We start from the raw sequence: 18,289 nt of genomic DNA, 5'->3' as shown, positions 1-18,289 counted from the left end.
CGGGCGGTCCGAACCGTGGCGAAAGAAACTCCACCCCGCACGCCGAGGTGTGGCACATGAACTACGAGAAACCGCTCTTCTTCGAGATCATGTCCTACGCGGTCCACGCCGACCGCGACGTGGTGGACATGGTCAGCGGGAACCCCGACTGGGAGCCGCCCGAGGCCCTGCGGGAGGGGCTCCACGACTACGCGGACCGCGACTCGCTGGAGTTCCAGTACCCGCCGTCGGAGGGCATCCGCGAGCTCCGCGAGGAGATCGCCGCCCGGCGGAACGTCGACGAGGCACAGGTCGTCGTGACCAACGGCGGCGGCGAGGCGAACTACCTCGCGATGGCGCGGGCGCTCGAACTGGGCACGGGCGACGAGGTCATCCTCACGGACCCGGTCTACCCCTACTACCCGGGCAAGACCACGATGCTCGGCGGGACCCAGACGTTCGTCGCGACGGCCCCCGACGGGACGCTGGACCCGGCCGACGTGCGCGAGGCGGCCAGCGAGGACACCGCCGCCATCGTCGTGAACTCGCCGAACAACCCGACCGGCGCGGTGTACGACGAGGAGACGGTCGAGGAACTCGTCGCCATCGCCGAGGCGTACGACGCCATCCTGGTCAGCGACGAGGTGTACGACCACTACGACCTCTCGGGACGGTTCACGAGCGCGCTCTCGGTCGACTCCGACCATCGCATCGTCACGAACTCGTTCTCGAAGACGCTCGCCATCACCGGCTTCCGGGTCGGCTACGCGGTCTTCCCCGAGCAGCACGTCGAGGCCGCGAAGTCCCGGCACATGCTGGTGAACGTCGCGGGCTCCCGGCCGGCCCAGGCCGCCGTCCTGCACGCCCTGCGCAACACGGACCCGGCGTACTACGAGGCGAACCGCGAACTGCTGCGCGAGCGCGTCGAGACGTTCACGACCGCGCTCGACGAGGCCGGCGCGGAGTACACCCGGCCCGACGGCGCGTTCTACGTGATGGCCCGGTTCGGGGACACGCCGGGGTCCATCGAGAACACCAAGCGACTCATCGACGAGGCCGGCGTCGCGGGGATGCCCGGCGAGACCTTCGGCGACTCCCGGTCGGACTGGTTCCGGTTCGCGCTGGTGACGCCCCGGGTCGAAGAGGCCGCAGAGCGGCTGACGAACTACTTCTCCTGAGGCTCCCTCCCGGGCCGGCGTCGGTCCCAACCGGGAAGTACACAAGTCGTGACCCGGTATCGGCGCGTATGACAGACATCAGCGTCGAGGCAGTCGACGAGGTGGAGGAGAGCGACGACGACGAGCAGTCCGTCGACGCGACGGACGCTGATATCGACGTCGACGTCGTCGACGGGACCGAGACGACGACCCGGGACGACGTCGGCCTCGACGGGATCGACGCCCCGAAGTACGTCCTCTACGGCGGGAAGGGTGGCGTCGGCAAGACGACGATGGCGGCCGCGACCGCGCTCGCGAGCGCCAGCGACGGCTCGACGACGCTCGTGGTCTCGACCGACCCGGCGCACTCGCTCTCGGACACGTTCGAGACGGAGATTCCGGCCGAGCCCACGCAAATCCGCGACGACATCCCCCTCTACGCGGCCGAGATCGACCCCGAGGTCGCGATGGAACAGGGCGCGGCGGTCTTCGGCGGGGGCCAGAACGCGGACGACGACGACGCCGGCATGGGCATGGGCGGCGGGCCCGGTGGTGCCGGCGGCGCCGGCGGCCCGATGGGTGGCCTCGGCGACATGCTCGGCGGCGATGGCGGCCCCATGGAGCAGTTGATGGGCGGCGCGATGCCCGGGGCCGACGAGGCCGCGGCGATGCAGCTGTTCCTCCAGTACCTCGACGACCCGCGGTTCGACCGGGTCGTCGTCGACACCGCCCCCACCGGGCACACCCTCCGGCTGCTCGAACTGCCCGAGATCATGGACACGATGGTCGGCCGGATGCTCAAGCTCCGCGAGCGTCTGGGCGGTATGATGGACGGCCTGAAGGGGATGTTCGGCGGGCAGGCCCCGCAGGAGGACGACGGGATGCCCGACGACCTCGAAGCCCTGCAAGAGCAGATCGAGCGCCTGCGGGCGGTCCTCAGAGACCCCACGCAGACCGACTTCCGGGTCGTCATGAACCCCGAGGAGATGAGCGTCTTCGAGTCCAAGCGCCTGCTCTCCCAGCTCGACGACTACGGCATCCCGGTCGGGACCGTCGTCGTCAACAAGGTCATGGAGGACCTCGCGGACGTGACCGACGACGTGGACCCCGACGAGTTCGTCAAGCCGAACCTCGACTCCTGTGAGTTCTGCCAGCGACGCTGGGACGTCCAGCAGAAGGCGCTGGCGGAGGCACAGGAGATATTCCGCGGTCACGAGATAAAGCGCGTCCCCCTGTTCGCCGAGGAGGTCTGTGGGGAGCGCATGCTGCGCATCGTCGCGGCCTGTCTCGACTGACCCGGCCGGACCGTTCTCACCCCACGTCGGCGCTCAGGCCGGCTCGGGGTCGAATATCGTCGTGTCCTCCGGCCCTTCCGCGTGGACCACCGCCAGACAGCCCTTGCGAGCCACCCGGCTGAGCGCGTGGTCGACGAGCTTGAAGTCGCCCGGCACCGGGAACGACATCGTCGCGACGCAGGACGACCCGGGAACGACCGGCGTCGTCTGGACGAACCGGTCTGGCGGGCTGGCGAGGGCGCCCTGTTCCCAGACCTCGTCCCAGACGCTGCCGATGGGGTGGAACGCCGACGTGAGGTTCGGGCCGCCGACCGCGTAGAATATCCGGGCCGTCTCGCCCGTCTGCACCCGCATCTCGTCGTAGCCCTGCGGCCCGATAGCGTACTTCTCGCCGTTCATCAGGACGTACGTCGGGTCCTCGGCGGCCATGCCCTCGAAGTCGAACTCGTGGTGGCCCTCCTCGCCCGCCGAACCGGTCGTGTACAGCTCGTGCTGGCCGAGGTAGAACTCGTGGTCGACCGCCGGCAGGCCCTCCTCGGGTTCGACGACGATGAGGCCGAACATCCCGCTGGAGATGTGGTAGTCGACGTTCGCGACCGCGCAGTGGTAGACGAACGCGCCGGGGTAGGTCACCTTGAACCGCAGGCGTGCCTCCTCGCCGGGGGCGACCACGGTCGCCTCCGCCCCGCCGCCGGGGCCCCGGCAGGCGTGGAAGTCGACGTTGTGGACCATCGAGTTGTCCTCGTGGTTGCGGATGGTCAGGTCGATGGTGTCGCCCACGCGGGCTCGGACCATGGGGCCGGGAATCTGTCCGTCGAAGGTCATGTAGGTGAACGTGACGCCGGGCTCGACCTCGGCGACGACCTCCGTCGTCTCCATCTCGACCTCGACGACGGCCGGGTCCGTCCGCGTGATGGGGGCCGGGACGTCGCGCGGGTCGGCAGCGACCCGGTCGACGTCGACCGCCGCAGCCTGCGAGAGCTTGGCCTGCCCGCCAGCCATGCCATGTTCGGAGATCGAGAGGTCGTTGGTCTGGCTTCCGATAGTACAGCCCGCGAGCGCCGTGGCCGTACCGACGCCCATCGCCTGCAGGAACCGCCGCCGGGTCGTGGTAGAACTCATGTGTTACAGGCGTACCTTAAACAATACTAATAATATATACTCGGGGCGGTTCTCGGGGTGAGAGAATCTGAACGGCCGATATATCGACGGTTCACCAATGTCCGGCCATGGACACGAGAACGGTCCCCGACGACGACAGCCGCAGACGATTCCTCCGGGGCGTCGGTACGCTCGCCGCCGGCGCGTCGCTCACCGGCACCGCAGCGACCGCAGCAGGACAGGACGAGTCGGGCCTCGCCGGCTGGTTCGAGGGCGTCGAGAACTTCGAGGGCCTCCTCGATGCCCGCGGCGAGTCCGAGGTCGCCATCAGCGTCGGGGCACCCGGCAACGGTGGCGCGTTCGCCTTCGAGCCGGCCGCGGTCCGCGTCGACCCCGGCACGACCGTCGTCTGGGAGTGGACCGGGAAGGGTGGCATGCACAACGTCGTCGACACCGCGGGCGCGTACGAGAGCGACCTCGTGACCGACGCGAGCACCACCTTCGAGCACGCCTTCGAAGCCGACGGCGTGAGCACCTACGTCTGTGCACCCCACGAACAGATGGGCATGAAGGGCGCGGTCGTCGTCGGTGGCGCTCCGGTCGACATCGGCACGGCCGGCCTCGTCGAGGTCGAACCCGACTACGGCGACTGGTTCGACGGCGTCGAGAACTACGAGGGGACCGTCGACATGCGCGGGAAGGAGGCGGCCACCATCGCGGTCGGTGCGGGCGGGAACGGCGGGAACTACGCCTTCGAACCCGCCGCCGTCCGGATCGACCCCGGCACGACCGTCGTCTGGGAGTGGACCGGCGAGGGCGGCGTCCACGACGTTCGCGACGCCGACGAGACGTACGCGAGCGACGCGACCGACGAGGCCGGCGCGACCTACTCCCTCACCTTCGACGGCGATGGCATCAGCAAGTACGCCTGTCCCGGCCACAGCGCCCACAACATGCGCGGGGCCATCGTCGTCGGGAACCCGGAGGCGGGCATCATCGAGGTCGGTACGCCCGCACTGGTGACCGGTGGGTTGCTCACCGCCGCGGCGCTCTCGCCCGTCGCCCTGCTCGCTCTCCTCATCGCCAGGGGCGACAGGGACCGGCAGGGGAAGGTGTACGCTCCGGGCGGCGTCGTCCCGGAGAAGCGGTCCCGTCGGAAGCGGTGAGGTGCCCGGACCCGACGAGGGTTCAAGACCGAGCGCGCGGCCAGACGGTGCATGCCCTGACCACCCGCCACACGCCCGGTTCCGCGGTTGTACGGTACGCCGGCGTGTGGACTCCCGTACCGTCTGTTCGCCCTACGCCACGACGACGACCCGAAGGTCGTTGACGTTCGTCCCGGTCGCGCCCGTCCGCACGAGGTCGTCCCGGCCCGAGAGGTAGCCGAAGGCGTCGTTGGCCGCCAGTGCCTCGCGAGCCGCCGGCTCCTCCCGGACCGTCTCGCCGTCGACCAGCGCGCCCGCCGCGTCGGTCGACCCGTCCCGGCCGTCGGTGTCCACGGCGCCGACAGCGACCTCCGAGACCGCCTGCAGGTCGAGCGCCGCCGCCAGCGCGAACTCCTGGTTCGGCCCGCCGGTCCCGTCGCCCCGGACCGTCACGGTGCACTCGCCGCCCGAGAGGAGCACCGCCGGCGCCTCGACCGGGTTCCCCGTCTCGCCGACCTCGCGAGCGACGGCTGCGTGGAACCGCCCGGCTTCGCGGGCCTCCCCCTCGATGCGTGAGGACAGTATCGTGGGGTCGAACTCGTGCTCTCTGGCGGCCTCGGCAGCCGCGTCCAGCGCGGTGTGTGCGTTCGCCAGCACGTGGTAGCTGGTTCCATCGAACACCGAGTCGCCCGGTTTCGGCGTCTCTGCCACCTCGCCAGCGACGCCTCGGTCCAGCCGGTCCCGGACCGATGGGACGTCCACGTCGTACCGGTCGAGCACCGCCAGCGCCTCCTCGAACGTCGATTCGTCGGGGACGGTCGGCCCGCTCCCGATGACGTCGGGTGGGTCGCCGACCACGTCCGAGAACGCGAGCGTGACGACCGACGCAGGGGCCGCGGCACGTGCCAGTTGCCCGCCCTTGAGCGCGGAGACGTGCTTGCGCACCGCGTTCAGCTCGCCGACGCTCGCGCCGGCGTCGAGCAATCGTCGTGTGACCGTCTGGAGGTCGTCGAGCGCGATACCGTCCGCAGGTGCCGGTAAGAGGGCGCTCGCCCCGCCGGTGACGACCGCCAGCACCAGCGTCGACTCGTCGGCGGTCTTCACCAGGTCGAGCACCTGCTGTGCGCCGGCGACCCCGCGTTCGCTCGGGGTCGGATGGTCACCGACGACCACGGATACAGGCCCGGCGTCGGTCGGTTCGGCGTCCACCACGACGCCCGTGTCGAGTCGGTCACCGAGCGTCTCGGCCAGCGCCGCGGCGACACGACCCGAACCCTTCCCGCCCCCGACGAGGACGACGCGCTCGACCCCGGCGAGGTCGTACGTCTCGCCGGCGACGGTCAGCGTCTCGTCGGCGTAGCGCACGCGCTCGGCGACGACCTGCTCTGGGAGCGCCGCCTCGATACCGGCCTCGAGACACGCGAGCGCGGTCTGGCGCACCGTGGTCCGGCCGAGCGCGTCCGCGTTCCGGATCGGCATCGCTACGTCGCGAACTTCCGGACGAGCCGGAGGACCGTGTCCCGCCACCGGTCCGGCACGAACCGGACGAGCATGAAGTACTTCGCGGCGGCGCCCACGGGGTAGCGCGGGTCCGGGTTGGTGCTGCTCGCCGCGTTCAGGATGGTCTCGGCGACCCGCGTCGGTGTGACCGACATCGGACTGCCGCCACTGACGGTGTTGGCGTCGTCGTACATCTCGTAGAGGTCGCCGTAGGCGTCGGACCGCGGCAGGTCGTCCAGCTCGTCGTCGGCGCGGTCGTAGAACTCGGTCTCGACCGGGCCGGGTTCGACGACCACCACGTCCACGTCGTACTGGTCGACCTCGCCGCGGAGGGCGTCGCTCATCGACTCGATTGCGAACTTCGAGGCCGAGTAGATGCCCGACCCCGGAATCGTGATGCGGCCGAGCGCGCTGGAGATGTTGACGATGGTGCCGCGTTCGGACTCGCGCATGTGCGGGAGTGCGGCCCGGATGAGCCGGTGTGGCCCGTAGACGTTCACGTCGAACTGCTCGTGGACCTTGTCGGTCGGCACGTCCTCGACGGGGCCCATCTGCGCGAAGCCGGCGTTGTTGACCACGCAGTCGATGCGGCCGTGTTCGTCGACGATGCGGTCGACCACGCGCTCGACCTGCCCGCGGTCGGTCACGTCGAGTTCGGCCGTCTTGCACCCGGCGTCCGCGAGGTCCGCGATGGCCTCGGTGTCTCGCGCGGTGGCGTACACCTGCCAGTCCTCGTCGAGGAACGCCTTCGCCGTCTCGCGGCCGATTCCGGAGGAACAGCCCGTGATGAGGACGGTCTCGAGCGTCGGCTCCGGGCCGCCAGGAGATGTCTCGGTCGCCACGTCGTCGGCGTCCGTGTCCGAGTCGTCTGTCATGGGCCGGCGTTCTCCCGCCGGGTACCTAAGTGTCGATGGTTCGTTTCGCCTCGTCGGCGTAGGAATCGGCGAGACGGGTCGGCTCGGGGAGCTTGTAGCGGGTCGCGAGCCGGGCGACGAGGTCGGCCGCGGTCTCGGCGCCGACGCGATGGCCGGGGCTGACGTAGAGCGGGTTGATGGACCGGTCCGGCGAGTCGTACTGCCGGGTCTGGACCGCGTAGCCGATGGTCGTCCCGGCGGGCGCGTCGACCCGGTCGTCGGCGGCGATGGCGACGCGCTCGCCGGCGGGGAGGTTCTCGGTCTCGCCCTGTGGCGTGCCACAGAGCAGGTTCTTCGCGACGCCGATGCTCGGCACGTCGAGGATGACGCCCATGTGCGTGGCGAGGCCGGCCTGCCGGAAGTGGATGCGCCCGCTCCCGTCGAACAGCACGAGGTCCGGGTCGGTGTCGAGCGTCTCGAACGCGTCGAGGATGGGGCCGCCCTCGCGGAACGAGAGCAGGCCCGGGATGTAGGGTATCTCCAGTGGCGACACGGCGTAGGTCTTCTCGACCACGGTGTCGCCCCGGAGGACCACGATGGCGCTCACGGCGCGGTCGTCGAGGAACGCCTGGTCGACCCCCGCGACGAGGGGGCCGGTGTCCGAGCCGACCCTGTCGGCGTCGAAGTCGAAGTCGTCGGCGAACATCGCGGCGTCGGCGACCTGGCGTTGCTGGGCCTCCATCTCCTCACGGGAGGCCGCGGGGTCGGGGACGAACGCCTCTCGCATCCCTCAGAAGGGGCCGCGACCGCCACCACGGCGGCCGCCACCGCCACCCAGTTGCGTCTCGCGCGGGAGACTGACCTGTCCCTTGACGTGCTGGCCGTACAGCAGGCCGATGGCGAGGCCGACGAGGTGGGCCCCGTGGGCGACGTTGGCCTGGCCGGGGAGCGGGACACCGCCACCGAGGATGCCGGTGACGCTCAACAGGGCGTACAGCCCGGTGATGACCCAGATGGGCGTCGGGATGAGGAAGTAGATGAGGACGGTGAGGTTCGGCCGGATGATGGTCAGCGCGCCGAGCATCGCCAGTGCCGCGCCAGAGGCCCCGTAGAGGGCGGTCGGGCTCCCCTGGATGAGCGCGATACCGATCTGGCCGAGGCCGGCGACGATACCGCTCCCGAGGAAGATAAGCGTGTAGTCCCGGCTCCCGACGTACTCCTCGACCAGACGGCCGAAGAAGAATATCACGATGCTGTTGCCGGCGATGTGGCCGAGGCCGCCCGCGTGTGCGAAGATGGAGGTGAACCACGCCCAGACGTACTCGGGGTGGTTGCTCTGGAGGGTGAAGATGTCGTACCAGAGCTGGCTGGTCCTCGGGCCGATGTCGGTGATACCCGGGAGGATGAACCACTGGGTCGCCCACGTCACCCACATCAGCGCGAGGAACACGTAGGTCATGTTCCCGCGGAAGTAGCTCAGTGCGCCACCGCGACCGAAGCCGAGGTTCGGGAGAGCACTCGCGATACCGCCGGACTCGCTCTTCCCACCGCTCGTGGACTCGTCCTCCTGCCAGACGCCCTGCGGGTCGTTCCACTGCAACCCGGGGCAGTCGTGCTTCTCGGGCAACCGGTGTTTGCCACAGAACTTCTCACCACACCGGTTGCACGTGTACGGCATACTGGTGTGGTCGCCGCACTCGTCGCATTCAGGCATTGACCTGACGTAAGCAGAGCAGACGCAAAGGAGTTTGGGAACGGGGACGCAACCGCTAAAATCGAGGGTGCTGGGGGAGTAACTATCGGGGTATCGCCGGGGCGACCGATGGCACCAGCTCGGGTGTCGAGCGGTGTCGAGCACAGCGAATGGGGTGGTTGGGGCGGGCGGCGCTGTGAACCGCCCGCCGATGAACGTGGAATCGTCCGGGATTGGATATCGTCACCTTCCGTCGAAGGGTCTGACCGACCGCCATGTCGTCGACGTGAACGAACGCGTCCCGGCCGCGGGAATGACGTTGGCACGTCGGGACTCGTCCGGGGAAAGGGCGAGTCGGGTCGCGTGCCGGGTGCGGATTCTTCGGGTCGACATGGCTGCCTGGGAACTGGTGTTCCCTATCCAGTCCGTGGACCGGTTCGGACGTAAAGGTATCACCGAGTTCGACCGCCGTATCGAGACTCGATACGCGGGCGACGCGACCGGCGAACCGCCGGCGGATCACGCCGCAGAAGCAGGTTTTTGACCCGCCGGAACCGACGTAGGGGTGTGAAAGAGTACGAGCAGAAGCAGCTCCTCGCGAAGGTCGACCGCGAGGGGGCGACCATCGGTGCGAACATCCCAGACCGCATCGAGGTGCAGGGGACCGAACTCGACCTCCGCGAGTTCGTCTTCGAGATCAAGCGCCGGGACACCGTCCCGCCGGGCGAGCAAGAACGCGTCGAGGAGGCGAAGAAGAACCTCCGACGCGAGCGGATCCAGCGCCGTCAGCGCCTCGAGGACGACTGGGCGTCGCTCTCCCGCGAGGAGGGCGAGGACCTCGCGAACGCCATCATCGGCATCGACCGGGCACTGAACGCACTGGAGAACCTCGGCCCGACCGACCTCGAACGGGAGACCCAGGCCAAGGAGGCCGCCGACCAGAAGCGCTGGATGAACTTCCTGAAGAAGGCACTCGACCGCTAACCCATGACACTCCAACAGGACGTCGCCGACCGACTCGAAGAGATGGCCAACCTGCTCGAGGCCGACGGCGTCGAGTACAAACCGAACGCGTACCGCCGGGCGGCCGAGAGCGTCCGCGAGTACCCGGGGTCGTTCGACGAGCTCGTCGCGGAGGGCGAGGACGCCGTGAACGAACTCGACCACGTCGGCGACGCCATCAGCGCGAAGATCGTCGAGTACGCCGAGACCGGCGAGATCGCGGAGCTGACCGAGATGCGCGAGCGCTACCCCGTCGACATGGCGGCCCTGCTCCGCGTCGAGGGCGTCGGCCCGAAGACGGTCGGCACGCTCTACGACGAACTCGGCGTCGAGACGCTGGAGGACCTCGAATCCGCCGCGCGAGCCGGCGAGATACAGGACGTCAAGGGCTTCGGCGCGAAGACCGAGCAGAACATCCTCGACAACCTCGAGTTCGCCAAGTCCGCCGGCGAGCGCGCCCTGCTGGGCACCGCCCGCCCGGTCGCCGACTCGGTCGTCGCCCACCTCGAATCGGCCGACGCCACGGACTCGGTCGCGGTCGCGGGGTCGCTCCGTCGCTGGCGCGCGACCATCGGTGACGTCGACGTCCTGGTCGGCAGCGAAGACGGCGAGGCGGTCGTCGACGCCTTCACCGACTGGGACGACGCCGACAGCGTCATCGAGGCCGGCTCGGAGAAGGCCGCGGTCCGGAGCGACGGCCTGCGGGTCGACCTCCGCGTGGTCGTCCCCGCCGAGTTCGGGTCCGCCCTGCAGTACTTCACCGGCAGCAAGGACCACAACGTCACCCTGCGGAACTACGCAATCGAGCGCGACATGAAACTGAACGAGTACGGGGCGTTCGACGTCTCCGGGGTCGACGACCCCGACGCGGGCCAGCGCGTCGGCGACCGCGTCGGTGGCGACACCGAGGAGTCGATGTACGCGGCACTCGACCTGCCCTGGATTCCGCCGGAGCTACGCGAGGACCGGGGCGAGATACAGGCCGCCGCAGATGGAGACCTGCCCGACCTTCTGGAAGCGGACGACGTGCGCGGCGACCTCCACACCCACACCGACTGGTCCGACGGGAACGAGACCATCGAGGAGATGATCGCCGGCGCGGCCGACTTCGGCCACGACTACCTCTGCATCTCCGACCACGCGACCGGACCCGGCGTCGTCGGGGGCGTCGGCGTCGAGGACGAGGAACTGCTCGAACAGGCCGAGGCGGTCCGTGAGGCGGCCGAGAACGCCGACATCGCGGTGTTCACCGGCGTCGAGGCGAACATCGCGGCCGACGGCAGCATCTCGGTGGCCGACGAGGTGCTCGACGAACTCGACGTGGTCGTCGCCTCCCCGCACGCCGCCCTCGACGGCGACGGGACCGACCGGCTCGTCGAGGCCATGCAACACCCCTCCGTCGACATCATCGGCCACCCGACGGGGCGGCTGCTCAACCAGCGCCCCGGCCTCGACATCGACCCCGAGCGCCTCGCCGAGGCCGCGGTCGAACACGACGTGGCGCTGGAGATCAACAGCAACCCGCACCGCCTCGACCTCTCGGGCAGCGCCGTCAAGTACGCCATCGACGCGGGCGCGACCATCGCCATCAACACGGACTCCCACCGCACCTCGACGTACGAGTACGTCCGGTACGGGGTCCACACCGCCCGCCGCGGCTGGGCCGAGGCTGCGGACGTGCTCAACGCTCGCGACGCCGACGGGGTTCGGGAGTTCCTGCACTGACCGGATGTCCCGCTTCCTCCTCGACGTGATGTGCGGCGGCCTGACGACGTACCTCCGCTTCTGTGGTCACGACACGGTCTACGCCCTCGACCGCGGCGAGGAGGACGACGACCGGCTGCGAGCAATCGCCGCCGAGGAGGGGCGGACCCTCGTCACGCGGGACGTCCATCTCGCGAACCGGGCCGACGAGGCGATTCTCCTCCGCCGGCGCGACACCGAGGCCCAGCTCGCCGAACTGCTCGAGGCCGGCGTCTCGCTGCACCCGACCGAAGAGCCCGAGTACTGCGGGCGCTGCAACGGCCCTGTCGAGCGCGTCCCTCCCGAGACAACCACCCCCGAGTACGCGCCCGACGACGACACGCCGACGTGGCGGTGTCTCGACTGCGGGCAGTGCTTCTGGCGTGGCAGTCACTGGGACCGGATGCGGGAGACGCTAGAACGGGTGCGGGCTGCGCAGGGGTAGCAGAAACGGCGTCGTCAGTTGTTCGGTTCCCACGACTCGCAGGCTTCCATGTCGTCCATCTCCGCGTCGTGGTAGGCGCAGTACGGCTGGATACCACGGTTCGTCCGCACGTAGTCGAAGTGCGCACAGTTGCCGCAGTAGCGGTCCGCGAGGTTCTTCTCCTCGGGCTGGGGCGTCTCGGTTCGCATGACCTCCGCGTCCTCGTCGAGCGGCGACCGGATGTCGTTCGCCGCCGTGCCGCCGTCGCTGGTCGGCGAGTGCATCGCCGGGTGCGTCGGCGAAGAGTTCGACCACGAGCCGGACGAGTCGGACGACCCGGAGGACGACTGCTGCTCGCGCCGGTCCGGCCGGTTCGTCTGCGTCTCGACGTTCCCGTCGGGCTGGGCGCCGAACATGCCGACGCTGCCGTACTGGGCGGCCGAGGCCTTCTGGCCCTCGACCTCGTCGACCTTCTCCTCGGGCACCTCGACGACCGTCGTCTCGCCCTCCCGGGTCACCTGCATGGTGACGGTCCCGCCGGGGTCGTTGCGCGTCTTGAACGTCACGACCGCGCTGAACAGGCAGCCGATGGCGGTGAAGACGCCGACGAAGTACACCGTCGCGACGAGCAGGGTCATGCCCTGGCTCGCCGTGGGCGACCCGATCCACTCGCCGGGGTAGACGCGGCTGAACAGGGCGACGCCGAGGACACAGACGCTCGACCCGATGGCGGCCGCGGCCCGGATGCGCCGACTCGCCGGCAGGACGGTGAACACGCCGACGAGCACGGCCGGGATGCCGAGCCCGCCGAGGATGCCTGCGATCTCTCTCGACCCGTAGAGGTCCACGCCGAGACCGGCGAGCACGTCCGTCGCACCGACGACGATACCGAGGACCGTCAGCAAGGCCCCGGCCACGAACAGCCCGACCCCGAGGTAGAACCGCTGCAGGTTCTCGACCTCCCCGACGTTGTCCTCGTACACGTCCGCGAGGCTAGTCATACCGTTCCCTTACGTCCCCCGACACAAAACAGTACGTCAGACAACGGGCAGCGAAGCGAAAGGTTGAATCGAGGGGATTGCAAACCCCCGCACATGGCTGACGACGAGGAAGAGGAGACAGAACCTGCCGTCGAACTCGGGTCCGGCGAGACCGTCGAGGGCGCGCCGCTGGCCCGCGTCACCTCCCGACTGACCTGGCCCATCCAGAAGAGCCGCCTCGAAGCGCTCGAGGGCGAGTCCACCATCCGGACACCCGAAGGCCCGAAGACCATCTCCGAGGTGCTCGAGGACATCGACATCACGTACTTCGAGAAGCGCCAGGAGTTCGAGAACGCCGTCCGTGACGTGGTCGGCCGCGGTGCCGTCCAGACCGCGGACGAGTAACACGCCGTGTTCTCGACGGTCGCCCGGACGGTCGACGACGCGAAGTCGTGGCTCTCCGAGCGACTGTCCTCGATTCCGGTCCGCCCGTCCGAACTGACCTGGACCCAGAAGTCGCTCCTGCTCGGCGCGGTCCTCTCGCTGCTCTGGATGGAGTTCACGCGCTACCCCCTGAACGAGCGCCTGGTCACCGACACGCTCATCTTCTTCGTCGGACCGATGGTGCTCGCGTGGACCCACGGCAAGAACATCGGCTACCACGTCGACTGGCCGGCGGTCCGGAACACCGTCCTGCTCGCGGCGTTCGTCCTCCCGTTCTACGTCGTGGGCTCCTCGCTGCCGGGCATCCGGGCGTACTACCCGATGTGGGGCGAGTGGACCACCGGTGCCGTCGCCCTCGACGAGTTCGCGGTCCACGCGGCGAAGCAGTTCATGCTGGTCGTCGCGGTCGAGACGTACTACCGCGGCCTGCTCTGTGTCGGCGTCGGCGAGCGGTTCGGCATGAAGGCCGCGCTCATCAGCCCGTTCGTCTACATGCTCCACCACGTCGGGAAGCCACCGCTGGAGATGGTGCTCTCCGGGCCGACCGACGTGCTGTTCGGCGCGGTCGACTACAAGAGCGACTCGCTGCTCCCCTCCATCGTCGCCCACGGTGCGGGCCTCGTGCTGCTCGACTGGCTCGTCCTCCACGAACCGCTCATCCCGCCCGAGACCGTCATCGGGTGGCTGCGCTGGCTACCGATTCCGCTGTAGGCGCGGCCACGGAGACACGCTTTTGGGCGGTGCGTGCAATTCTACAGGTGATGGTACTCAACATCGACCCCGACCAGCTGAGCGACGACGACCTCGGCAAGAAACAGGCGACACTCGAGATGGAACACGAGGAGGCGATCGAGCACGTCCGCGAGGCGTTCGCGGACGCCGGATTCGGCACGCTCGTCGAGTTCTCGCCGTCCGAGGTCATCAAGGAGAAGACCGGCTCCGAGCACGACCCGTACTACGTGCTCGGTGCCTGCCACCCGGAGATGGCGGACCGCGCACTGGACATCTCGAAGGAGATCGGTGGCATCATGCCCTGCAACGTGGTCGTCTGGGAGGAGGCACCCGGCCGCCAGCACGTCTACCACGTCTCCATCATGAAGATCGCCCGGCTGCTCGGCATGGCGCCCGACGACGAGACCTGGGAGGAACTGGTCAGTGACACTGGCGAACTCGTCGAGCAGGCGTGGGCGAACGTCGAGGACGTCTGAGACGCTACCGCAGGCCCACGCGCTGGTAGTAGTAATCGAGCACCAGCGAGACGACGACGAGCGCGAGCAGGCTGGCGACGGCGGGCGTCTGCCCGCCGAAGTCCACCAGCAGTGGTGACCAGACCATGTCACTAGTTGCCAAGGACCGTGTCGAGATAAACCCGATGGCTCAGACGGTAGGCGACGCTAGAAGTCCGAGAGCGACGCCTGCAGTCCCGCGACGAGTTCGGACTTCCGGCGCAGGCGGTTCAGCGAGACGGGCAGGTGCGTTGCGACCGTCCGGACCGCCCCGTGGAACGTCTCGGCCTCACCGTACTCCCCCTCGAAGGCGTTGCGCACGCTCTCTCTGACCTGCCAGACGCCGACCGGCGCCCAGTAGTCGTCACTGACCTCGCGCAGGACGAGGCACTTCGCCTGTCGGCCGCGGTCGGCGAGGTGCTCCAGCACGCCGAGGCGGCTGGCGTAGTACGCACCGGCCGTCTCGTCGACGTAGCCCGTCCGGCCCTCGTAGCCCTCCGAGGCGCTACCCATCCAGATGTCACCGGACTCGGCCGGGTTCCAGACGCTGCCGGGCGCCTTCATCTCGACCAGCTCGAACTCCCACTGGCCGGGCGCGAGGACGACCCAGTAGCGGTTGCCCATGAACTCGTTCTCCCACACCTCGACCGAGTCCACGCTCGGCGCGTGGCGTATCTGGCCGCGGAGGAACTGGCCGATGGTGTCGTCGACGGCCGTGATGGACCAGCGCGTCGGGACCAGCCGGCGGTTCTCGCCCTGGCCGAGCGCGCCCGCCGAGAGGATTCGGTTCACGTCGTACACGTCGAAGCCGCGGCGGTAGAGGTAGGTCATCGCGCCCTGTGCCTGCCAGTCGTCGTCCTCCAGCGTCTTCTTCACCGGGCGCGGGACGTACGGGTTCTCGGTGAGGTCGACCGACGTGGCCTTCGCTCGCGGCCCCCGGGGCGTCGCGATGCCCTCGTCCACGTCGAGGTCGAGGTCGGGCTTGCCGTCGAGGCCGATCTCGAGGTCGACGGGGTCGCCCGCGATGGCGACCTCGCGCTGGACGCCGACGAAGCCGTCCCACACGTCGTTCACGTCGACGTTGGCCCGCCGGGTCGAGTTCAGCAGGCCGGTCCGGCGCTCGACCACGTCGCCGACGCCGAGGCCCTGCTGGTACCACGCGCCGTCGGTGACGAAGTCCGTCGGGTCGCCCTCGGCGACCGGCGAGAGCAGGCCCGTCGACACCCGCGGGTAGTTGGTCCGGCCGACGAAGATGGAGGGCGCGGTCGCCCCGAACAGGGAGTCACCCTGGACGGTCTCCTCGAACTGCGACTGGAAGTCCTGCAGGTAGTCGGTGATGGCGTAGGACTTCTCCTTCGCCAGCTGCCGACGCCTGGCGTCCTCGTCGGGTTCGAGGCTCTCGATGTAGTCGTCGAGCCGCATTCGGTTGCCGTACGTCCCTGACGCTCATCAATGTTCAGTCATCGCCGTGGCGAACAGGCGACACGCGACCGGGGTCGGTCGTGCTCGGTCCCGGCCCACAGCGTGTCGCACACCCGCGTCTGTGGCCGGGCAGGTCGTCAGCGCACGGGGGAGCTGGCCGCGGCTTCGGATTTAAATCGTGGCGAGCGACCGGGCTGCCGCGGGGACCTCCCCGACCTGTATCCAGCCGTGTTCCTCCCGGCGGAGCACCTGCCCCGGCGCGTGCTGCTCGAATCCGTCCTGGATGCGCATCGTCCCCGCGTACACCTGGTCGTCGTCGACCGCCCAGGAGACGACGAACGACTCCTTCTCGCCGGGGTAGGGCACCCGCGTCGCCTCGCGACCCGTCCCGTCGACCGACGCCTCGAAGAGTGCGCCACCGGGGGACGCCGGGCCCCAGCCGTTCGCGGCCGCGTACAGGGTCCCGTCGTGGGCGACGGTCTCCCGGAAGTAGTTGAACCAGAAGTCCCGGAAGTCGGTGTCCTGCCGGAGCCACGTCCGGCCCGCGTCGTCGGTCCCGTAGAGGCCGTTGCCGGTGGCCGCGAGGTACTCGTCGACCCCGAGCGCGAGCAGGTGATGGACGTCGTCGTGGACGCCCGCACAGCGCTCGTTCCACGTCGCGCCGCCGTCGACGCTGACGAAGACGCCGCCGGGTTCGACCCCGACCGCGAGGCGGTCGGGCGCGCCACTGTGGACGGCCATCGTCCGGACCGTCGCGTCGTTCCCGGGCGCGCGGTCCCGCCAGCGGTCCCGAGAGGGGAGGTTCTGGAAGCTCGCCGACTCGGTCCACGTCTCGCCGCCGTCCTCGGAGACGTACACGGCCGCGGGCGAGATACCGACGTACCAGCAGTCCCCGTCGGGCGTGGTCGCCATCGAGTGGACCGGCCCGGCGAACGATTCGACCTTCGTCCACTCCCACCCACCCTCGGAGTGATAGAGGCCGGCCGAGGTCGCCGCGAGCGCCTCGTCGCCGAACACGTGGAGGCGGTTGACCCGCTCCTCGAGCGGCCGTTCGACGGTCTCGAACCCGTCGCCGACGTGGAAGAGGCCGTCCAGTGTACCGATGAGTAGACCCATCGCCCAATCGTGGTCGGCTGCTATGTTAACGGTTACGCCGAGTAGGTATCAATCAGACAACTATTCTACAGTCGTGTAATCGAAACAGAACGAACGCTGTCGCTCGCCGGGCGAAAAATAGAGAGGATGTCGGGCGGTCCTAGCTGTGGATGCCCATCGCTTCGATCTGTTCCTGGTACCGGTTCCGGATGGTGACCTCCGTCACCTGTGCGACGTCTGCGACCTCGCGCTGGGTCTTCTTCTCGTTGCAGAGGAGCGACGCGGCGTAGATGGCGGCCGCGGCGTAGCCAGTGGGAGACTTGCCCGAGAGGAGCCCTTTCTCGGCGGTCGTCTCGATGATCTCGTTGGCTTTGGTCTGGACCTCTTCGGAGAGTTCGAGTTCAGAACAGAACCGCGGTACGTATTTCTTCGGGTCGACGGGTTTCATCTCCAGACCGAGTTCCTGAGAGATGTAGCGGTACGTCCGGCCGATTTCCTTGCGCTCGACACGGGAGACTTCGGAGATCTCTTCGAGACTCCGCGGAATGCCTTCCTTCCGACAGGCGGCGTAGAGTGCGCTGGTCGCGACGCCCTCGATGGACCGGCCGCGGATGAGGTCCTCCTTGAGTGCACGCCGGTAGATGACCGACGCGACCTCGCGGACCGACCGCGGCACACCGAGTGCGGACGCCATCCGGTCGATCTCGCTGAGCGCGAACTGCAGGTTGCGCTCGCCGGCGTCCTTGGTACGGATGCGTTCTTGCCACTTGCGCAGCCGGTGCATCTGGCTGCGTTTCTTCGAGGAGATAGAACGCCCGTAGGCGTCTTTGTCCTTCCAGTCGATGGTCGTCGTGAGCCCCTTGTCGTGCATCGTCTGCGTGGTCGGGGCCCCGACGCGGGACTTCTCCTGTCGTTCCTGATGGTTGAAAGCGCGCCATTCCGGACCGGGGTCGATCTTCTCTTCCTCGACGACGAGCCCGCAGTCGTCGCAGACGAGTTCGCCCCTGTCCGAACTTTTGACCAGGTTGTCGGACTCGCACTCGGGGCACTCCCGGACCCCCTCTTGCTCGTCCGAATTCTCGGTCTCGAGTTCTCGCTCCCGCTGGCGGGTAGACCGTGTCATCGCACTTTTATAGTAGTAGTTCCGATGGTCTTAAACCCTTGGTATGATTCTGGCCGATATCGTCACGACGAAAAGTCGGCCTGAGAACGAATCGATAGACTGCGGC

The 18,289-nt window shown here is 68.7% G+C and carries 20 protein-coding genes; 10 read left to right on the top strand and 10 right to left on the bottom strand.

The features are described 5' to 3' along the window. Positions 1 to 56 precede the first annotated feature (56 nt). Together NOV86_RS15695 and NOV86_RS15690 are read left to right on the top strand one after the other, a co-directional pair. Positions 57 to 1,157 (top strand): pyridoxal phosphate-dependent aminotransferase, encoded by a 1,101-nt coding sequence (locus NOV86_RS15695; protein WP_267642557.1) that lies wholly within the window; start codon positions 57 to 59, stop codon positions 1,155 to 1,157. 68 nt (positions 1,158 to 1,225) lie between these two features. Continuing rightward, entirely contained in the window at positions 1,226 to 2,431 is a 1,206-nt protein-coding gene (locus NOV86_RS15690) for an ArsA family ATPase (RefSeq protein WP_267642556.1), read from the top strand. Between the two features lie 33 nt (positions 2,432 to 2,464). On the opposite strand, the gene nirK is transcribed toward NOV86_RS15690, so the two are convergent. After that, positions 2,465 to 3,553 (bottom strand): copper-containing nitrite reductase, encoded by a 1,089-nt coding sequence (nirK, locus tag NOV86_RS15685; RefSeq protein ID WP_267642555.1) that lies wholly within the window; start codon positions 3,551 to 3,553, stop codon positions 2,465 to 2,467. A gap of 107 nt (positions 3,554 to 3,660) precedes the next feature. Here nirK and NOV86_RS15680 point away from each other — a divergent pair, with 107 nt between their 5' ends. Further along, positions 3,661 to 4,698, top strand: coding sequence for a halocyanin domain-containing protein (locus NOV86_RS15680; RefSeq protein ID WP_267642554.1), 1,038 nt, complete (start codon positions 3,661 to 3,663; stop codon positions 4,696 to 4,698). 132 nt (positions 4,699 to 4,830) lie between these two features. Here NOV86_RS15680 and NOV86_RS15675 read toward each other — a convergent pair whose 3' ends face one another. Genes NOV86_RS15675 through NOV86_RS15660 form a run of 4 tightly spaced genes read right to left on the bottom strand, consistent with a single transcriptional unit; the run spans position 4,831 to position 8,745 of the window. Beyond that, a complete protein-coding gene (locus tag NOV86_RS15675; RefSeq protein WP_267642553.1) occupies positions 4,831 to 6,156 on the bottom strand; it encodes a glycerate kinase type-2 family protein in 1,326 nt (441 codons plus the stop codon). A gap of 2 nt (positions 6,157 to 6,158) precedes the next feature. Beyond that, on the bottom strand, positions 6,159 to 7,052 hold the full coding sequence (locus NOV86_RS15670; protein ID WP_267642552.1) for an SDR family oxidoreductase: 894 nt from the start codon (positions 7,050 to 7,052) through the stop codon (positions 6,159 to 6,161). 25 nt (positions 7,053 to 7,077) lie between these two features. Continuing rightward, entirely contained in the window at positions 7,078 to 7,818 is a 741-nt protein-coding gene (locus tag NOV86_RS15665) for an endonuclease V (RefSeq protein ID WP_267642551.1), read from the bottom strand. 3 nt (positions 7,819 to 7,821) lie between these two features. Then, positions 7,822 to 8,745 carry a rhomboid family intramembrane serine protease gene (locus NOV86_RS15660; protein ID WP_267642550.1) on the bottom strand — a complete coding sequence of 308 codons (924 nt, stop codon included), beginning with the start codon at positions 8,743 to 8,745 and terminating at the stop codon, positions 7,822 to 7,824. A gap of 190 nt (positions 8,746 to 8,935) precedes the next feature. Between NOV86_RS15660 and NOV86_RS15655 the strand changes: the two genes are divergently transcribed. From NOV86_RS15655 to NOV86_RS15640, 4 genes are read left to right on the top strand one after another with little or no spacing between them, the layout of a single operon-like run. Further along, positions 8,936 to 9,268, top strand: a complete 333-nt coding sequence (locus NOV86_RS15655) for a hypothetical protein (RefSeq protein WP_267642549.1) — start codon at positions 8,936 to 8,938, stop codon at positions 9,266 to 9,268. A 23-nt stretch (positions 9,269 to 9,291) separates the two neighbouring features. Then, complete coding sequence (locus tag NOV86_RS15650; protein ID WP_267642548.1) at positions 9,292 to 9,708, top strand: DUF5788 family protein; 417 nt, start codon at positions 9,292 to 9,294, stop codon at positions 9,706 to 9,708. 3 nt (positions 9,709 to 9,711) lie between these two features. Then, a complete protein-coding gene (gene polX / locus NOV86_RS15645) occupies positions 9,712 to 11,451 on the top strand; it encodes a DNA polymerase/3'-5' exonuclease PolX (RefSeq protein WP_267642547.1) in 1,740 nt (579 codons plus the stop codon). A 4-nt stretch (positions 11,452 to 11,455) separates the two neighbouring features. Continuing rightward, positions 11,456 to 11,914: a Mut7-C RNAse domain-containing protein gene (locus tag NOV86_RS15640; protein ID WP_267642546.1), complete on the top strand. Its 459-nt coding sequence runs from the start codon at positions 11,456 to 11,458 to the stop codon at positions 11,912 to 11,914. 14 nt (positions 11,915 to 11,928) lie between these two features. On the opposite strand, the gene NOV86_RS15635 is transcribed toward NOV86_RS15640, so the two are convergent. Further along, the gene (locus tag NOV86_RS15635; RefSeq protein ID WP_267642545.1) at positions 11,929 to 12,894 is read right to left on the bottom strand and encodes a cell division protein CdpA domain-containing protein; all 966 of its coding nucleotides are present in this window, start codon (positions 12,892 to 12,894) and stop codon (positions 11,929 to 11,931) included. Positions 12,895 to 12,987: 93 nt separating this feature from the next. On the opposite strand from NOV86_RS15635, the gene NOV86_RS15630 reads away from it, so the two are divergent. The 3 genes from NOV86_RS15630 (at position 12,988) to NOV86_RS15620 (ending at position 14,525) form a co-directional block, all read left to right on the top strand. Continuing rightward, positions 12,988 to 13,278 carry a DUF5789 family protein gene (locus NOV86_RS15630; RefSeq protein ID WP_267642544.1) on the top strand — a complete coding sequence of 97 codons (291 nt, stop codon included), beginning with the start codon at positions 12,988 to 12,990 and terminating at the stop codon, positions 13,276 to 13,278. Positions 13,279 to 13,341: 63 nt separating this feature from the next. Continuing rightward, positions 13,342 to 14,028, top strand: coding sequence for a CPBP family intramembrane glutamic endopeptidase (locus NOV86_RS15625; protein ID WP_303647811.1), 687 nt, complete (start codon positions 13,342 to 13,344; stop codon positions 14,026 to 14,028). A gap of 50 nt (positions 14,029 to 14,078) precedes the next feature. Beyond that, positions 14,079 to 14,525, top strand: a complete 447-nt coding sequence (locus NOV86_RS15620) for a DUF302 domain-containing protein (RefSeq protein ID WP_267642542.1) — start codon at positions 14,079 to 14,081, stop codon at positions 14,523 to 14,525. A gap of 4 nt (positions 14,526 to 14,529) precedes the next feature. Here the strand turns inward: NOV86_RS15620 and NOV86_RS15615 are convergent, their stop codons facing one another. The 4 genes from NOV86_RS15615 to NOV86_RS15600 form a co-directional block, all read right to left on the bottom strand. Beyond that, the gene (locus tag NOV86_RS15615) at positions 14,530 to 14,652 is read right to left on the bottom strand and encodes a hypothetical protein (protein WP_267642541.1); all 123 of its coding nucleotides are present in this window, start codon (positions 14,650 to 14,652) and stop codon (positions 14,530 to 14,532) included. 59 nt (positions 14,653 to 14,711) lie between these two features. Continuing rightward, positions 14,712 to 15,965 (bottom strand): DNA repair protein NreA, encoded by a 1,254-nt coding sequence (gene nreA / locus NOV86_RS15610; protein WP_267642540.1) that lies wholly within the window; start codon positions 15,963 to 15,965, stop codon positions 14,712 to 14,714. A 171-nt stretch (positions 15,966 to 16,136) separates the two neighbouring features. After that, positions 16,137 to 17,081 carry a WD40/YVTN/BNR-like repeat-containing protein gene (locus NOV86_RS15605; RefSeq protein ID WP_267642539.1) on the bottom strand — a complete coding sequence of 315 codons (945 nt, stop codon included), beginning with the start codon at positions 17,079 to 17,081 and terminating at the stop codon, positions 16,137 to 16,139. A 139-nt stretch (positions 17,082 to 17,220) separates the two neighbouring features. Then, complete coding sequence (locus NOV86_RS15600; protein WP_267642538.1) at positions 17,221 to 18,183, bottom strand: transcription initiation factor IIB; 963 nt, start codon at positions 18,181 to 18,183, stop codon at positions 17,221 to 17,223. Between the last annotated feature and the right edge of the window lie 106 nt (positions 18,184 to 18,289).

This window comes from Haloarchaeobius amylolyticus, from assembly GCF_026616195.1.
GTDB classification, from domain to species: Archaea; Halobacteriota; Halobacteria; order Halobacteriales; family Natrialbaceae; genus Haloarchaeobius; species Haloarchaeobius amylolyticus.
The sequence above is the reverse complement of the archived record's forward strand: the minus strand, read 5'-3'. Positions and strand labels throughout refer to the sequence as shown.

Coding starts and splice junctions, on each gene's coding strand:
- NOV86_RS15600 (WP_267642538.1), bottom strand. CDS start 18,183: ATGACACGGTCTACCCGCCAGCGGGAGCGAGAACTCGAGACCGAGAAT.
- NOV86_RS15640 (WP_267642546.1), top strand. CDS start 11,456: ATGTCCCGCTTCCTCCTCGACGTGATGTGCGGCGGCCTGACGACGTAC.
- NOV86_RS15665 (WP_267642551.1), bottom strand. CDS start 7,818: ATGCGAGAGGCGTTCGTCCCCGACCCCGCGGCCTCCCGTGAGGAGATG.
- NOV86_RS15620 (WP_267642542.1), top strand. CDS start 14,079: ATGGTACTCAACATCGACCCCGACCAGCTGAGCGACGACGACCTCGGC.
- NOV86_RS15635 (WP_267642545.1), bottom strand. CDS start 12,894: ATGACTAGCCTCGCGGACGTGTACGAGGACAACGTCGGGGAGGTCGAG.
- NOV86_RS15675 (WP_267642553.1), bottom strand. CDS start 6,156: ATGCCGATCCGGAACGCGGACGCGCTCGGCCGGACCACGGTGCGCCAG.
- nirK (WP_267642555.1), bottom strand. CDS start 3,553: ATGAGTTCTACCACGACCCGGCGGCGGTTCCTGCAGGCGATGGGCGTC.
- nreA (WP_267642540.1), bottom strand. CDS start 15,965: ATGCGGCTCGACGACTACATCGAGAGCCTCGAACCCGACGAGGACGCC.
- NOV86_RS15655 (WP_267642549.1), top strand. CDS start 8,936: ATGAACGTGGAATCGTCCGGGATTGGATATCGTCACCTTCCGTCGAAG.
- NOV86_RS15660 (WP_267642550.1), bottom strand. CDS start 8,745: ATGCCTGAATGCGACGAGTGCGGCGACCACACCAGTATGCCGTACACG.
- NOV86_RS15680 (WP_267642554.1), top strand. CDS start 3,661: ATGGACACGAGAACGGTCCCCGACGACGACAGCCGCAGACGATTCCTC.
- NOV86_RS15695 (WP_267642557.1), top strand. CDS start 57: ATGAACTACGAGAAACCGCTCTTCTTCGAGATCATGTCCTACGCGGTC.
- NOV86_RS15670 (WP_267642552.1), bottom strand. CDS start 7,052: ATGACAGACGACTCGGACACGGACGCCGACGACGTGGCGACCGAGACA.
- polX (WP_267642547.1), top strand. CDS start 9,712: ATGACACTCCAACAGGACGTCGCCGACCGACTCGAAGAGATGGCCAAC.
- NOV86_RS15605 (WP_267642539.1), bottom strand. CDS start 17,081: ATGGGTCTACTCATCGGTACACTGGACGGCCTCTTCCACGTCGGCGAC.
- NOV86_RS15630 (WP_267642544.1), top strand. CDS start 12,988: ATGGCTGACGACGAGGAAGAGGAGACAGAACCTGCCGTCGAACTCGGG.
- NOV86_RS15615 (WP_267642541.1), bottom strand. CDS start 14,652: ATGGTCTGGTCACCACTGCTGGTGGACTTCGGCGGGCAGACGCCCGCC.
- NOV86_RS15690 (WP_267642556.1), top strand. CDS start 1,226: ATGACAGACATCAGCGTCGAGGCAGTCGACGAGGTGGAGGAGAGCGAC.